Source organism: Streptomyces sp. NPDC001709 (assembly GCF_053596375.1).
Genome location: NZ_JBSFGB010000035.1, coordinates 73,702 through 91,298, shown reverse-complemented (window position 1 = coordinate 91,298; position 17,597 = coordinate 73,702). Strand labels below are relative to the sequence as shown.

Sequence of the window (17,597 nt, the reverse complement as noted above, 5' to 3'; positions counted from 1 at the left end):
CCACACCGCAGCATGAGCCAGATCCCCCGGCCGCGTCACCAACGCCAAACGCCCCGCCCGCTCCCGAGCCAGCCACCACTGCACCAACGCCAACACCTCACTCGTGGTGCAGTGCACGCGGTCGGCGGTCTCCGTACCGGAACCCGCAGGGCACGGAACGACGACGACGTCCGGTGTCCCTTCCGACTCCCGCAGTGCGTCGAAGTCCGCGACGGTCTCGATCACCAGCGCGTCGGTGGCGGAGGGGAGAGTGAACGATGTCCACTCCAGCGCGAACAGCTGATCGCCACCACCGGCACCGCGCAACTGCTCCGCCGAGACGGCCCGCAACGACAGCGACTCGACCGAGGCCACCGGGTCACCGGCGCCATCGGCCACGGCCAGCGTCACCGAACCGGTGGCCGTCCGCGACAGCTTCACCCGCACCATCGCCGCACCAGCCGCCCGTACGACGACACCGGACCACGCGAACGGCAAGGCCGGGCCATCGGCCGACGACACCAGCCCACCGGCGGCCAGAGCGTGCAGGGCGGCGTCCAGCAGCGCCGGGTGCAGAGCGAACGCCGCCGCCTCGGCAGCCGACTCCTCCGGCAGCTCGACCTCGGCGAAGACGTCCTCCCCGCCGCGCCACACCGAGCGCAGGCCCTGGAAGACCGGACCGTAGTCCAGGCCGGCAGCGGCCATACCCTCGTAGAACGCCGTGAGGTCGACGGCCTCCGCGCCCGCCGGCGGCCACGCACCGAGGTCCGCAGCGCACGGTGCCTCTGCCGAGGACAGCGCACCGGTCGCGTGCCGCAGCCACGAACCGTCGTCGACGCGCGAGTGCACGCTCAGCTGCCGCCGGCCTGACTCGTCCTGCGGGCCGACAGCCACCTGAAGGGTGACGCCACCGCGCTCGGGCACGACCAGAGGGACTTCGAGGGTGAGGTCTTCGACCCATCCGCACCCCGTCTCGTCGCCCGCCCGGATCGCCAACTCGACGAACGCGGTGCCGGGCAGCAGAACGGTCCCGTTCACGGCGTGGTCGGCGAGCCACGGGTGGGTTTCGAGGGAGAGCCGCCCGGTGAGCAGGGCCCCGTCGCTGTCGGCGGTCGCAATCGCGGCACCGAGCAGCGGATGGTCCGCCGCCCCCAGACCGGCGGCCCGGACGTCGCCGGTCGCCTGGGGGACGTCGAGCCAGTAGCGCTCGCGCTGGAAGGCGTAGGTCGGCAGGTCGACGCGGCGGGCGCCCGGGAGGAGCGCCTGCCAGTCGGGCGAGATGCCGTGGGTGTGCAGCCACCCGATCGCGGCAGCGATCGCGTACGGCTCGGGGCGGTCGGCGCGCAGGGCGGGAACGGTGACGATGTCCACGTCGTCGTCGAAGCAGCCCTGGGCGAGGGCGCTGAGGACGCCGCCGGGGCCGATCTCGACGAAGGTCGTCACGCCCAGCTCGTGCAGGGTCCGCACACCGTCCGCGAAACGCACCGCCTCACGAACATGCCGCACCCAGTACTCCGGCGTGTACGACTCCGCCAGCCGGCCGGAGAGGTTCGAAACCACCGGAATCCGCGCCTCGTTGAAGACCAGACCGCGAACGACCTCCCCGAACTCCTCCAACATCGGATCCATCAACGGCGAATGGAACGCATGGCTGACCTTCAGACGGGACGTCTTACGACCCTGCTCACGGAAGGCCTCACCGATAGCGACGACCACGCCCTCGGCGCCGGAAACCACAACCGACCGCGGGCCGTTGACCGCCGCGATCCCGACCTCGTCGGTCAAGTGCGGCAGCACCTCATCCTCGGCCGCCTGGACCGCCACCATCGCCCCGCCCGCAGGCAACGCCTGCATCAGCGCGGCACGCGCCGACACCAGCTTTGCCGCATCCTCCAGCGACAACACGCCCGCCACATGGGCAGCCGCGATCTCACCGACCGAGTGACCGGCCACATAGTCCGGCCGGATGCCCCACGATTCGAGCAGCCGGAACAGAGCGACCTCGACCGCGAACAACGCCGGCTGCGTCGAACCCGTTTGATGAAGCGTTTCCGCATCGACGTCGACCGGAGCGTCCAGACGCACACACACCTCGTCATACGCCGCAGCGAACACCGGGAAAGCGTCGTAGAGTTCGCGCCCCATGCCCAGCCTCTGCGAGCCCTGACCCGAGAACAAGAACCCGACCTTGCCCCCGATGGCACCGCCCACCAAAGCAGCACCGGAAACAATCGCCTCCAGCCCCTGGCGGAACTCCTCGAGCCCCTCCCCCACGACCGCCGCACGGCGCTCCAGCACCGCACGCGACGTCGCCAGCGAGAACGCCACGTCCTCGGGCCGCACCCCACCACCCTCGACGCCCGCAGCGTCTTCGGCGTTTTCGGCGTCCAGGAAGGACAGCAACCGGCTCGCCTGCTCCCGCAGCGCATCATCACTCTTCGCCGACAGCACCCACGGCACGACCGCACCCGAGGCCGGAGCCGGAGACTCCTCCGCCACGTCAGGCACCTGCTCCACGATCACGTGCGCATTGGTGCCGCTCACACCGAAGGAGGACACGGCGGCTCGACGCGGCGCGTCGGTCACCGGCCACTCCACGGCCTCGGTCAGCAGCCGGACGTCACCGGCCGACCAGTCCACGTGCGGGCTCGGCTCGTCCACGTGCAGGGTCCGCGGCAGCACACCGTGGCGCATCGCCATCACCATCTTGATCACACCACCGACACCCGCAGCCGCCTGCGCATGACCGATGTTCGACTTCAGCGACCCCAGCCACAACGGCCGGTCCACCGACCGCTCCTGACCGTACGTCGCGATCAACGCCTGCGCCTCGATCGGGTCACCCAACTTCGTCCCCGTACCATGCGCCTCCACCACGTCGACCTGACCCGAGGACAGGCCCGCGTTGGCCAGCGCCTGCCGGATCACCCGCTGCTGCGAAGGCCCGTTCGGAGCCGTCAAACCGTTCGACGCACCGTCCTGGTTCACCGCCGTACCACGAACCACCGCCAGCACCCGGTGCCCGTTACGCCGGGCATCGGACAGCCGCTCCACCAGCAGCATGCCCGCACCCTCGGCCCAGCCCGTACCATCCGCGCCGGCCGCAAACGCCTTGCACCGGCCATCAGCCGACAGGCCCCGCTGACGGCTGAACTCCACGAACACGGACGGGCCTGCCATCACGGTCACGCCGCCGACGAGGGCCATCGTGCACTCACCGCTCCGCAGCGCCTGGGTCGCCAGGTGCAGCGCCACCAGCGACGACGAGCACGCCGTGTCGACCGTGACCGCCGGGCCCTCAAGACCGAACGTGTACGAAACGCGCCCCGAAGCGACGCTCCCCGCACTGCCGTTGACGAGGTAACCCTCCAGCCCCGCCGGCGAGGTGTGCACACGCCCGCCGTAGTCGTGGTACATCACCCCCGCGAAGACACCGGTCCTGCTGCCCCGCACCGTCGCCGGGTCGATCCCGGCCCGCTCGAACGCCTCCCACGACGTCTCCAGCAACAGCCGCTGCTGCGGATCCATCGCCAGCGCCTCACGCGGCGAGATCCCGAAGAACTCGGGGTCGAAGTCCGCCGCGTCGTGGAGGAAGCCGCCCTCGCGGGTGTAGCTGGTGCCCCACTGGTCGGGGTTCGGGTCGTAGAGGTTCTCCACGTCCCAGCCGCGGTCCTCGGGGAATCCCGACACGGCGTCACGACCGGAGAACACCAGCTGCCACAGGTCTTCGGGCGACTGCACACCGCCGGGGTAGCGGCAGGCCATGCCCACGATCGCGATGGGCTCGTCCGCCGCCCCGGTGGCCGTGGCGAGGGTCGCCGGCACGGCTGCCGTCGCCTCGCCGGGGCCTGCGGCTTCGGCGGTGAGGAAGCGGGCGAGGGTGAGCGGGTTCGGGTAGTCGAAGATCAGGGTGGCGGGCAGGCGCATGCCGACGGCCGAGTTGAGCCGGTTGCGCAGTTCGACGGCGGTCAGCGAGTCGAACCCGATGTCCTTGAACGAGTCGTCAGCGCCGACCGACTGTGCGCCGGCGTGCCCGAGCACGGCGGCGACCTCGGTGCGCACCAGGTCCAGCACCACCTGCTCGCGCTCGGCCTCCGGCAGCCCGGCCAGCCGCCGGCCCAGCGATCCCTTCGGCGCGGTCTGCGCCGCGCGCCGCACCGGCGCGACCCGCACCAGTCCGCGCAGGACCGGCGGCACGGGCTGCCCCTGTCCGTCGCGGAAGGCGGACGTGTCGAGCCGGATCGGGGCGACTGCTGCCCGATCGGTGGCCAGCGCCGCGTCGAACATCCGCAGGCCGTCCGCCGACGGGATCGCGGCGAGGCCCATGCGCTTGATACGCGTGAGATCGGTGTGGTCGAGGCTGCCGGTCATGGCGCTCTCGCTGTCCTGCGCCCACAGGCCCCACGCCAGCGACGTGGCCGGCAGGCCCGCGGCACGGCGGTGCTCGGCGAGGGCGTCTAGGAAGGTGTTGGCAGCGGCGTAGTTCCCCTGGCCCGGCGTGCCGAGGGTACCGGCCACCGAGGAGAAGAGGACGAACGCGGACAGGTCGCCGGACAGCTCGCCCGCCAGGTCGTGCAGGTTCAGCGCCGCGTCCATCTTCGGGCGGAACACGGTGTCAAGCCGCTCGGGGGTCAGCGAGCCGATGGTTCCGTCGTCCAGGACGCCTGCGGTGTGGATGATCGCGGACAGGCTCTGCCCGGGCCCGGACAGGAGTGCACGGACGGCATCGCGGTCGGCCACATCACACGCGGCCCAGGTGACGTCGGCGCCCTGCGCGGTCAGCTCGGCGCCGAGCTCGGCCGCGCCGGGCGCGTCCCCGCCGCGGCGGCTGACGAGCAGCAGACTGCGTACGCCATGCTCGGCGACCAGATGCCGGGCGAACAGCCCGCCCAGCCCGCCCGACGCGCCGGTCAGCAGGACGGTGCCGGAGCCGAGGCCGGGTAGCTCCGTGTCCGGCGCGGCGACGCGGACCAGCCTGGGCACCCGGACCTCGTCGTCCGCGTGCACCGCGGCGTGCGGTTCACCCGACGCGAGGAGGCCGGGCAGCACCCGGGCGAGGTCTGTGTGGTCAACACCGCTGTCGGCATCGGCGTCCGTTGAGGTCTCGACCAGCACGATGCGGTCGGGGTTCTCGGTCTGCGCCGAGCGCACCAGTCCGCGCACCGCCGACTGGGCGAGGTCCCCCGGACGCATCACCAGCACCAGACGAGCCGGGCGTTCGTCGGCCAGCCACCACTGCACCAGTTCCAGCACGGCGTGGGTGACCTCACGGACCTGGGTGGCCAGGTCCGCGGCGGCCCCGGTCGGGCAGGGCACGACCACGGCGTCAGCGACGACTCCGGCATCGGCTTTGGTGTCCGGCGACGAGTCGGCGGCCCGAAGAGCGGCGAGATCCTCGTACGTCTCGATCCTCATGCCGGGCGGCGCGGACGGCAGGCTGACCGGTGTCCACTCCAGGCCGAAGACCGCGCCGTCGCCGGAACCGGCGCGCAACTGGTCTGCGGGCACCGGGCGCAGTGTCAGCGAGTCGACCTGTGCGACCGGCTCGCCGGTGCCGTCGGCCAGCACCAGCGACACCGTGCCGCTGCCGGCGCGCGAGACCTTCACCCGCAGGCCGGAGGCTCCGGCAGCCGCCAGGCGCACGCCGCTCCAGACGAACGGCAGCAGCCCGTTCCCCGTCCCGGCCTCGGGCTCGACCGCGCCCAGCCAGACGGTGTGCAGGGCGGCGTCGAACAGCGCGGGGTGCAGTCCGTACGCGCCCGCGTCCGTCCGCTCCGCGCCGGGCAGCTCCACCTCGGCGAAGAAGTCGTCCCCGCTCCGCCACGCGGCGCGCAGCCCCTGGAAGACGGGGCCGTAGTCGAGCGCCATGCCGGCGAGGCGGTCGTAGAACCCGTCGACGTCGACCGGCTCCGCACCCACGGGCGGCCACGCGGCGAGCGCGCCGTCAACGGGCCCTTCCGTGGCGACGGTCAGCGAGCCGGAGGCGTGCCGGACCCATGCCCGCTCGGAGTCGTCCTCGTGGCCGTACGCGTCCCCGCCGTCGTTCCGCGAGTGCACGGTCAGCGGCCTGCGGCCCGAGCCGTCGTCGGCGCCGACGCGCACCTGGAGGGCGACGCCGCCGCGCTCGGGCACGAGCAGCGGTGTCTCCAATGTCAGCTCTTCCAGCAGGTCGCAGCCCACGGCGTCGGCAGCGGTGATCGCCAGCTCGACGAAGGCGGTTCCCGGCAGGAGCGCGACCCCACTGACGGCGTGGTCCGTCAGCCACGGGTGCGTGTGCGTCGAGAGCCGCCCGGTGAGCAGGTGTCCGTCGCCGTCGGCCAGCGGCACGGCGGCGCCGAGGAGCGGGTGACCGGCCTCGCCCTGCCCCACCGCGCGCATGTCACCGGCGGAGGCGGGGGCGTCGAGCCAGTAGCGCTCGCGCTGGAAGGCGTAGGTCGGCAGGTCGATGCGGTGGGCGTCCGGGAAGAAGGCGTGCCAGTCGACTTCGGCGCCGCTGACGTGCAGTTGGGCGTACGCGGTGGTGAGCGCCTGGGGCTCGGGGCGGTCGGCTCGGAGTACGGGGATGGTGAGGATGTCGTCCACACAGCCCTGCGCCATGCCGCTGAGGACACCGCCCGGGCCGATCTCCACGAACGTGGTCACACCCAGCTCGTGCAGGGTCCGCACACCGTCCGCGAAACGCACCGCCTCACGGACGTGCCGCACCCAGTACTCGGCCGTGTACGGCTCGGCCAACCGGCCGGTCAGGTTCGAAACGACCGGAATCCGCGGCTCGTTGAAGACGAGACCGCGAACGACCTCCCCGAACTCCTCCAGCATCGGATCCATCAACGGCGAATGGAACGCGTGACTGACCTTCAGACGGGACGTCTTACGACCCTGCTCACGGAAGGCCTCATCGATGGCGACGACCACGTCCTCGGCACCGGAGACCACGACCGACCGCGGACCGTTGACCGCCGCGATCCCGACGCCGTCGGTCAAGTGCGGCAGCACCTCGTCCTCGGTCGCCTGGACCGCGACCATCGCGCCGCCCGCGGGTAAGGCCTGCATCAGCGCGGCACGCGCGGACACCAGCTTCGCCGCATCCCCGAGCGACAACACACCCGCCACATGGGCAGCCGCGATCTCACCCACCGAGTGACCGGCCACGTAATCCGGCCGCACACCCCACGACTCCAGCAACCGGAACAACGCCACCTCGACCGCGAACAACGCCGGCTGGGTGCAACCCGTCTGATGAAGCGTTTCCGCATCGACGTCGACCGGGGCGTCCAGAAGCGCGCACACCTCGTCGTACGCCGCCGCGAACACCGGGAAGGCGTCGTAGAGTCCGCCCCCCATCCCCAGCCGCTGCGAGCCCTGACCGGAGAACAGGAACCCGACCTTGTCCGCCGAGTGGGCACGCCCGGCGACGACGTTCGCCGCCGGTTCGCCTGCCGCGAGGGCTTCCAGTCCCGCTCGCAGCTCGGCCGGGTCGGTGCCGATCACCGCGGCCCGGTGCTCCAGCGCCGATCGCGTCGTGGCCGACGAGAATCCGGCGTCGACGGGCGACACGTCGTCGGTGGCGAAGGCCAGCAGACGTTCCGCCTGGGCCCGCAGCGTCACTTCAGTCTTTGCCGACAGCACCCACGGCACGGGCAGCGGGCGGTGTTCCCGGGCCTGCTCGGCCAGGGCCGCGGCGGGCGCCTCCTCGATGATCGTGTGTGCGTTGGTGCCGCCGATACCGAAGGACGACACCGCGGCCCGGCGGGGCCTGTCGGTCCCGGGCCACTGCACCGGCTCGGTCAGCAGCCGCAGGGCGCCCGCCGACCAGTCGACGTGCGCGGTCGGCTCGTCCACATGGAGCGTCTGCGGGAGCACTCCGTGCTGCATCGCCAGCACCATCTTCATCACGCCGGCCACGCCCGCCGCGGCCTGCGTGTGACCGATGTTGGACTTGACCGAGCCCAGCCACACCGGCCGCTCGTCGGAGTGTTCCCGGCCGTAGGTGGCGAGCAGCGCCTGTGCCTCGATCGGATCGCCGAGCCTGGTGCCCGTGCCGTGGGCCTCGACGGCGTCCACGTCGGCCGGCGTGAGCCCGGCGGACGCCAGCGCCTGCCGGATCACCCGCTGCTGCGAGGGGCCGTTGGGCGCGGTCAGACCGTTGGACGCACCGTCCTGGTTCACCGCGCTGCCGCGGACCACCGCCAGCACCCGGTGCCCGTTGCGACGGGCGTCGGACAGCCGTTCCACCAGCAGCAGGCCGACGCCTTCGCCCCAGCCGGTGCCGTCGGCACCGGCCGCGAACGCCTTGCACCGGCCGTCGGGCGACAGCCCGCGCTGCCGGCTGAACTCCACGAACAGGTCCGGTGTGGTCATGACGGTGACGCCCCCGACCAGGGCCATCGAGCACTCGCCGCTCCGCAGTGCCTGCGCGGCCAGGTGGAGGGCCACGAGCGACGACGAGCACGCCGTGTCGACCGTGACCGCCGGGCCCTCGAGTCCGAACGTGTAGGAGATGCGTCCGGAGACGACCGAGGCCGCCTTGCCGGTGAGCGCGTACCCCTCGATCTCCTCGGGCGCGTTGCGCAGCCCGTTGGCGTAGTCCTGGCCGTTGGTGCCGATGAAGACACCGGTGCTGCTGGCGCGGACGGACGCGGGGGCGATGCCGGCGCGCTCGAAGGCCTCCCACGCGGTCTCCAGCAGCAGCCGCTGCTGCGGGTCCATGGCCAGCGCCTCGCGCGGCGAGATCCCGAAGAGACCTGCGTCGAAGCGGTCGGCGCCCTGGATGAAGCCGCCCTCGCGCGCGTACGTCTTGCCGGGCCGGTCGGGGTCGGGGTCGTAGAGCGCGTCGATGTCCCAGCCGCGGTCGGTGGGGAAGCCGGACATCGCGTCCCGGCCGGAGCTCAGCAGCTCCCACAGGTCCTCCGGCGACTGGACGCCGCCGGGGAAGCGGCAGCTCATGCTGACGATCGCGAGGGGCTCGTCGGCCGTGGCGGCGGCCGTCACCTGCGCGGCGTCCGCCTCCAGCTCATGCCGGCCGAGGAGTTCCTCGCCCAGGTGACGGGCGAGGGCGGTGGGGGTCGGGTGGTCGAAGACCAGGGTGGTGGGCAGCTTGAGGCCGGTGGCCGTGTTGAGCCTGTGGCGGAGTTCGACGGCGGTGAGCGAGTCGAAGCCGGTCTCGCGGAACGTCCGGTCGGCTTCGAAGGCGCCTGTGCCCGTGTGGCCGAGCACCGTGGCGGCCTGCTCGCGGACCAGTTCCAGCAGGATACGGCTCTGCTCCCCCGGCGTGGCGCCGAGGAGGCGCTGGACCAGCGCGGACGCGGGCACCTCGGCCCTCCGCGCGGCCTGGGTGCGTGCCGCGAGGGCCTCGCGGGCCTCGGGCACGCCGAGCAGCAGCGAGCAGGGGCGCGTGCCGGCGAAGGCCGGGACGAAGCGGTCCCAGTCCACGTCCGCGACGGTCACGGAGGCCTCTGCGTGGGTCAACGCACCGTGCAGCACGGAGATCGCGGGAAGGGCCGCGAGCGCCCGTACGCCGCGCCGCCGCAGGTGGTCACCGGCGGCGCCGTCGGCCATACCGCCGTCCGCCCAGGGTCCCCACGCGACGGCCAGCGCGGGCAGGCCCTGCGCCCGGCGCTGCTCGGCGAGGGCGTCGAGGAAGGCGTTCGCGGCACCGTAAGCGCCCTGGCCGCCGTTGCCCCAGACACCGGTCATCGAGGAGAAGAGCACGAAGGCATCGAGGTCCTGGCGGTCCCGGGTGAGCTCGTGCAGGTGGAGCGCTGCGTCCGCCTTGGGGCGCAGCACGTGGTCGAGGCGCTCGGGCGTGAGCGATTCGACCAGGCCGTCGTCGAGTACGCCCGCGGTGTGCACCACGGCGTTCAGCGTGTGCCGGCCGAACAGCTCGGCGAGCGCGTCGCGGTCGGCCGCGTCGCACGCGGCGACGGTGACACGAGCGCCCAGTTCCTCCAGCTCCGCCTGGAGTTCGGCGGCGCCCGGGGCGTCGGGGCCCCGGCGGCTGGTGAGCACGAGGTGCTCGGCACCGGCGCCGGCGAGCCAGCGGGCCACGTGGCCACCCAGCGCCCCCGTACCGCCGGTCACGAGCACGGTGCCGCGCGGCGACCAGGGTGCGTCGGGCGGTGCCGCGCTCTGCGGCGCGCGCACGAGGCGGCGGCCCAACACGCCGGAGGCGCGTACGGCGAGCTGGTCCTCGTCGGCCTGGTCCAGCAGGCCGGCAAGGCGCTCCAGGGCGCGGGAGTCGAGCTCGGCGGGCAGGTCGACGAGCCCGCCCCAGCGCTGCGGCTGTTCCAGGGCGACGATCCTGCCCAGGCCCCAGAGTTGGGCGGAGACGGGCTCGGTCAGCGGGTCCGCCGTGCCGGTCGACACCGCACCGCTGGTCAGGCACCACAGCGGGGCCTCGATCCCGGCGTCGCCGAGGGCCTGGACGAGCAGGACGAGCCGCTGGAGGGCGTGCGTACCCGCTTCCCCCTGTGCTGCGGCGAACAGGATGCCGTCGGCCTGCTCGTGCCCGGCATCGGCGAAGGCCCGGGCGAGCGCGTCGCGGTCGGTGTCCTCACCCACGGCGAACGGTAAGAGCGATACGCCGAGTTCCGTGAGCCCGGTGCGGATCGCCTCCGTCCACGCTGTCCCCTCGGAGGCCACGTAGAGCCAGGTCCCCGACGGAGCGGCCCCGACCACCTCACCGAGCGGCTGCCAGGTGATCCGGTAGCGCCAGCCGTCGGCGGTGGACTGCTCGCGCCGCTGTCGGCGCCAGGCGGCCAACTTGGGTGCGACCACGTCCAGTTCGGCGGGCTCCACTCCGAGGAGCGCACCGAGAGATGTCCGGTCCTCGCTCTCGACGGAGTCCCAGAACTCGGCGTCCATCGCCTCCGGGGCGCGGTCTGTGCCCGCCTGAGGGGCATCGAGCCAGTAGCGCTCGCGCTGGAAGGCGTAGGTCGGCAGGTCGACGCGGTGGGCGCCCGGGAGGAGCGCCTGCCAGTCGGGCGAGGTTCCGTGGGTGTGCAGCCACCCGATCGCGGCAGCGATCGCGTACGGCTCGGGGCGGTCGGCGCGCAGGGCGGGAACAGTGACGATGTCCCGATCGTCGTCGAAGCAGCCCTGGACGAGGGCGCTCAGCACGCCGCCCGGCCCGATCTCGACGAAGGTCGTCACGCCCAGCTCGTGCAGGGTCCGGACACCGTCGGCGAAACGGACCGCCTCACGGACGTGCCGCACCCAGTACTCCGGCGTGTACGACTCGGCCAGCCGGCCGGTGAGGTTCGAAACGACGGGAATCCGCGGCTCGTTGAAGGACAGACCGCGGACGACCTCCCCGAACTCCTCCAGCATCGGATCCATCAACGGCGAGTGGAATGCGTGACTGACCTTCAACCGGGACGTCTTACGACCCTGACCGGCGAAGATCTCACCGATTGCGGTGACCGCGTTCTCAGCGCCGGAAACCACAACCGACTGAGGGCCGTTGACCGCCGCGATCCCCACCTCGTCGGTCAGGTGCGGCAGCACCTCGTCCTCGGTCGCCTGGACCGCCACCATCGCGCCGCCGAAAGGCAGCGCCTGCATCAACGCGGCACGCGCCGACACCAGCTTCGCCGCATCCTCCAGCGACAACACACCCGCCACGTGAGCGGCGGCGATCTCGCCTACGGAGTGACCGGCCACGGAGTCCGGCCGGATGCCCCACGATTCGAGCAGCCGGAACAGGGCGACCTCAACGGCGAAGAGCGCGGGCTGTGTCGAACCGGTCTGGTTCAGCTCCTCCGAGTCGACGTCGAAGGGCACTTCCAGAAGCGCACACACCTCGTCGTAGGCCGCGGCGAACACCGGGAAGGCGTCGTAGAGTCCGCGCCCCATCCCCAGCCGCTGAGAACCCTGCCCCGAGAACAAGAACCCGACCTTGCCCCCGACGGCGCCGCCCACCGGAGCGGCCCCGGAAGCAAACGCCTCCAGCCCCTGCCGGAACTCCGTGAGATCCCCGCCCACGACCGCCGCACGGCGCTCCAGCACCGCACGCGACGTCGCCAGCGAGAACGCCACGTCCTCCGGCCGAACCGTGCCACCCCCGACGCCCTCAGCGTTTTCGGCGTCTTCGACGTTTTCGGCGTCCAGGAAGGACAGCAACCGGCCCGCCTGCTCCCGCAACGCCGCATCGCTCCTCGCCGACAGCACCCACGGGACCGGTCCCGTAACGGCCGTCCCGCGGACGGGCTCTTCGCTCGTCGCGGCCTGCTCGACGATGACGTGCGCGTTGGTGCCGCTGATGCCGAAGGAGGACACCGCTGCCCGGCGCGGCAGGTCGCCCGCGGGCCACTCCACCGCCTCGGTCAGCAGCCGTACGCCACCGGCCGACCAGTCCACGTGCGGGGTCGGCTCGTCCACGTGCAGGGTCTGCGGCAGCACACCGTGCTGCATCGCCAGCACCATCTTGATCACACCGGCGACGCCCGCCGCGGCCTGCGTGTGACCGATGTTCGACTTCAGCGAGCCCAGCCACAGCGGCCGGTCGCCGTCCCGTCCCCGACCGTAGGCGGCGATGAGGGCTTCCGCCTCGATCGGGTCGCCGAGCCGCGTGCCCGTGCCGTGCGCCTCGACGGCGTCGACGTCGGTGGGCGCCAGTCCCGCGGCCTCCAGCGCCTGGCGGATGACGCGCTGCTGGGAGGGGCCGTTGGGCGCCGTGAGTCCGTTCGACGCACCGTCCTGGTTGACCGCGCTGCCCCGCACGACGGCCAGCACCCGGTGGCCGTTGCGCCGGGCGTCGCTGAGCCGTTCCACCAGGAGCATGCCGACGCCTTCGGCCCAGCCGGTGCCGTCCGCGCCGGCCGCGAACGCCTTGCACCGGCCGTCGGCCGACAGGCCGCGCTGGCGGCTGAACTCCACGAACATGCCGGGCGTGGACATCACGGTGACGCCGCCCGCCAGGGCCATCGTGCACTCGCCGCTCCGTAGCGACTGGACGGCCAGGTGCAGGGCGACCAGGGACGACGAGCAGGCCGTGTCGATGGTGACGGCGGGGCCTTCGAGGCCGAACGAGTAGGCCACTCGGCCCGAGGCGACGCTGGTCGTCGTGCCGGTCAGCAGGTAGCCCTCGATGCCGTCGACCGGCTCGTGCAGCCGGGGGCCGTAGTCCTGTGCCGTCGCGCCGATGAACACGCCCGCCCGGCTCCCGCGCAGCGTGGCCGGGTCGATGCCGGCCCGTTCGAAGGCTTCCCACGCGGTCTCCAGGACCAGCCGCTGCTGCGGGTCGATCGCGGCGGCCTCGCGGGGGCTGATGCCGAAGAATCCGGCGTCGAACTCGGCCGCCTCGTGCAGGAAGCCGCCGTGCCGTGTCGAGGACCTGCCGGGCGTGCCGGGTTCCGGGTCGTAGAGCGCTTCGACGTCCCAGCCGCGGTCCGTCGGGAATCCGGAGATGGCATCGCCACCGGAGGCGAGCAGCCGCCACAGGTCCTCGGGGGAGTTCACCCCGCCGGGCAGGCGGCAGCTCATGGCCACGATGGCGATGGGCTCGTCGTGGTCGGCCACCGTCGCGGGCGCGGAGGCCGCCGGGTCCTCACAGCCCAGGGACCGGGCGACGAGGTGGCGGGCGAGCGCGGCAGGGGTCGGGTGGTCGAACAGCAGCCCGCTGGGCAGGCGCAGGCCGGTGGCCTCGCTGAGCTGGTTGCGCAGTTCCACCGAACTGAGCGAGTCGAAGCCGAGGTCCTTGAACGTCCACTCGGTCTCGACCTGCCGGGCTTCGGCGTGGCCCAGGACGGCGGCGATGTGTGCGCGGACCAGGTCGAGTACGGCCTCGTCGCGTTGGGGCAGGGGCACTCCGGCGAGCCGTCGGCCCAGGGCTCCGACAGGTGAGCCGTCGGTCTCGGCGACGGCGTCCGGCTGTGGAGCCGCGGGAGCCCAGCCGGTGGTGGCGACGGGCGACGGGGTGTCGCCGTCCAGCCAGTACCGCTGCCGTTCGAAGGCGTAGGTGGGGAGCGCGACCTTGCGGCGTGTGCCTCGACCGGCGCCGAACAGGGCGTCCCAGTCCGGCTCCACGCCGTGGACGTGCAGCGAGGCGACCGCCGTCAGCAGGGCTTGTGCCTCGGGGCGACGGGCGCGCAGGGCGGGGACGAACAGCGACTCTCCGTCGGCGCCGACGCGGGCCATGGAGGTGAGCACGCCGCCGGGGCCGAGCTCCAGGTACGTGCGGACGCCCTGCTCGTCGAGGCGGGCGACGCCGTCGGCGAAGCGGACCGCGTCGCGCACGTGGCGGACCCAGTACGCGGCCGTGCACCCTTCGTACCGCGAGGGATCCTCGGACAGCCGGCCCGTCACGTTGGACACGATCGGGATGCGCGGGGCGTGGAAGGTCAGACCCTCGGCCACGTCGCGGAAGTCGGCCAGCATCGGTTCCATGTGCGGGGAGTGGAAGGCGTGGCTGACCCGCAGCCGGCTGGTCTTGCGGCCCAGGGCGGCGAAGGCGTCGGCGATCTCGGTGGCGAGGACCTCGTCGCCGGAGACGACGACCGAGTCCGGGCCGTTCAGCGCGGCGATGCTCACGCGGTCCGTCCGGCCGCCGATGCGGTCGCGGACCTCGTACTCGGCGGCCTGGACGGCGACCATGGCGCCGCCGGCGGGCAGCGCCTGCATCAGGCGGCCGCGCGCGGCGACGAGGGTGCAGGCGTCGGCGAGCGAGAGGACGCCGGCCACGTGTGCGGCGGCGAGTTCGCCGATGGAGTGGCCCATGAGCACGCCGGGGGTGATGCCCCAGCTCTCCAGCAGCCGGAACAGGGCGACCTCGATGGCGAACAGCGAGGTCTGCGTGTACAGGGTCAGGTCGAGTGCGGCGGCTTCCTCGGTGCCTTCCGGGGCGAACATGACCTCGCGCAGCGGGCGCGGCAGCAAGGGGTCGAGGTGTGCGCACACCTCGTCGAGCGCGGTGGCGAACGCCGGGAAGGCTTCGGTCAGTTCGCGGCCCATGCCGGCTCGCTGGCTGCCCTGGCCCGAGAAGAGGAAGGCGAGCTCGCCGCGCGGGCCGGTGCGGCCCGTGGTCAGTGCGGTGTCGATGCCACCGGTGGACAGCTCGCGCAGGGCGCGCAGGACGTCGTCGCGATCCTCGCCCACGACGGCGGCCCGGTGTGCGAAGGCGGTGCGGCCGGTGGCCAGCGACCAGCCGACGTCGGGCAGGGCGAGACCGGGGTGCGCCTCGGCGTGTGCGAGCAGGGCGGCGGCCTGGGCGCGCAGCCCGGATGCGGTCTTGGCGGACAGCGGCCACAAGGTCGGAGCCGCGCCCGCGTCCGTACCCGCGTCCGTACCCGTTTCCGCAGCCGCGCCCGTACCCGCCTCTGCAGCCGGGCCCGCCTCCGCCGTCGCCTGGTGTTCGGCAAGCACGATGTGGCAGTTGGTGCCGCCCATGCCGAACGAGCTGACGCCGGCGAGCAGCGGGCGGCCGTCCTCGGCGGCCCATTCGCTGTGCTCGGTCTGCACCCGCAGGTTCAACCGGTCCAGCGGGATCGCCGGGTTCGGCGTCTCGAAGTTGAGGCTGGCGGGCAGTTCACGGTGGTTGAGCGACAGGACCGCCTTCAGCAGGCCGGTGATGCCGGCGGCGCCCTCCAGGTGGCCGACGTTGGTCTTGGCCGAGCCGACCCGCAGCGGGCGGCCGGGCTCGCGTCCCGTGCCGAGCACGGCGCCGAGCGCGGCTGCCTCCACGGGGTCACCGACCTTGGTGCCGGTACCGTGCAACTCCACGTAGCCGACGTCGGCGGGGTCGGTCCCAGCTCGCTCGTAGGCGAGCCGGAGCACCTGTTCCTGCCCGGACTGCAGGGGTACGGTCAGCCCGTCGCCGCCACCGTCGTTGTTGACCGCGCTGCCGCGGATCACGCAGTAGACGGGGTCACCGTCCGCGACGGCCCGGGCCAGGGGTTTGAGGACGACGATGCCGCCGCCCTCGCCACGGACGTAGCCGTTCGCGCGGGCGTCGAAGGTGAAACAGCGGCCGTCGGGGGACAGACCGCCGAACTTGGCGGCGCCCAGGGTGCTCTCGGGGACGATGTTGAGGTTCACGCCGCCCGCGAGGGCGATCGTCGATTCGCCCTTGCGGAGGCTCTCGCAGGCCAGGTGGACCGAGACCAGGGAGGAGGACTGGCCGGAGTCCACGGTCAGGCTGGGGCCGTTCAGACCGAGGAAGTACGAGACCCGGTTGGCGATGATGCTGCGGTGCAGGCCGGTGACGGTGTGCGGGGAGATGGCCGTGAGTCCGGAGCGGTGGTGCAGCGTGGCGTAGTCGTCCCAGATGGCGCCGACGAACACTCCGGTGCGGGTGGAGCGCAGCGTCTCGGCGCGTACGTGCGCGTCCTCCAGCGCTTCCCAGGCCAACTCCAGCACGAGCCGCTGCTGCGGGTCCATGGCGGCGGCCTCCTTGGGGGAGAGCCCGAAGAACCCGGCGTCGAAGTGGCCGATGCGGTCGAGGAAGCCGCCCCGGCCGATGTCGGTCCTGCCGGGTGCGGACGGGTCGGCGTCACCCACCGCGGTCCCGTCCCACCGGTCCGGGGGGACGTCGGTGATCGCGTCCGCGCCCTCGCTGAGCAGCCGCCAGAAGGCAGCCGGGTCGGCGGCCCCCGGCAGTCGGCACGCCAGGCCGATGACAGCTATGCCATCGGCCGAGTCCGCCGAAGCCGAACCGGCCCGGCTCCCCATTTCGTTGAGCTCGGACTCGACCATGTTGCACTCCACCCACCCACACAGAGAATGAAAAGGCACCGCACCATGGCGCCCACGGCACAGGCGATCGGCACGACCGGGCGGCAACACGTTGCGGTGTGCCCCCAGTTTCGGTCCCGCAGCCCCGCTCCGCCGCTGCGGCGGATCAGGTTTAGGGGAATCCCCAATGGACGTCACACGGCGGCGACTTCCGGAATCCCGCATAACGGCGCAGTTACAGGCCGAACTCGCAGAACCCGGCGGCAATTCGGAGAGCAGAACACCGTGGTGACGTGGGTTGACGCACGCGCGAGGCTACCTCGGAGCGGTACACCGGTGGCAGCAGCGATCACGGGCCGGTATCCAGCTGACAGCGCCACGCACCTGGTTCTGGGGAAAGGCGTGCGGCCGGCTCTCCAGAATGCGTGGGGCGCTCATCCCCTCAGCTGACCCCCAGTCTCCTCGGACAATTCACGCGAGGGCCTCGCTCTCCCGATGGGCCCGGGCCGTGGCCATCAGGACGTCCAACGCGGCCCGGGTCCGCACGAGTTCGTCGATGTGCTCGGAGAGCCGGTTGCGCTCCTGCGCCATCCGCTCGAGAGCGGCGTCGTAGTTGCCCTCGCTGGGCGTGTCGACGCAGGGCAGCAGCTCGGAAATCGTACGGCTGGACAGGCCCGCCGCGTACAGGCGCTGGATGAATCGCACCCGCTCCACCTCGGCCTCCGTGTAATGCCGCTGCCCACTGGCGCTACGACTGCTGGTCAGCAGCCCCTGCTCCTCGTAGTAGCGCAGCGACCGGACGCTGACGCCGGTACGCGCCGCGAGCTCACCGATCCGCACGACTGCCTCCCATGGTGAACCACGCCACACCGCTTGCCTCTGACATCCATGTCAGGTTTTAGCGTAGCGCTGTGCCCGGCATCCGGGACCGCGACGTACAGGCGGAGGAG

Annotated in this window: 2 protein-coding genes; both read right to left on the bottom strand. The window is 72.5% G+C overall.

Annotated features, from left to right (window positions below; translation table 11 throughout):
- Positions 1 to 16,668 (bottom strand): type I polyketide synthase (locus tag ACWC0C_RS37110; RefSeq protein WP_450868704.1); only part of this gene is annotated, 16,668 nt, incomplete at its 3' end.
- A gap of 450 nt (positions 16,669 to 17,118) precedes the next feature.
- Positions 17,119 to 17,487 (bottom strand): MerR family transcriptional regulator, encoded by a 369-nt coding sequence (locus ACWC0C_RS37105; protein WP_449201730.1) that lies wholly within the window; start codon positions 17,485 to 17,487, stop codon positions 17,119 to 17,121.
- Positions 17,488 to 17,597 lie beyond the last annotated feature (110 nt).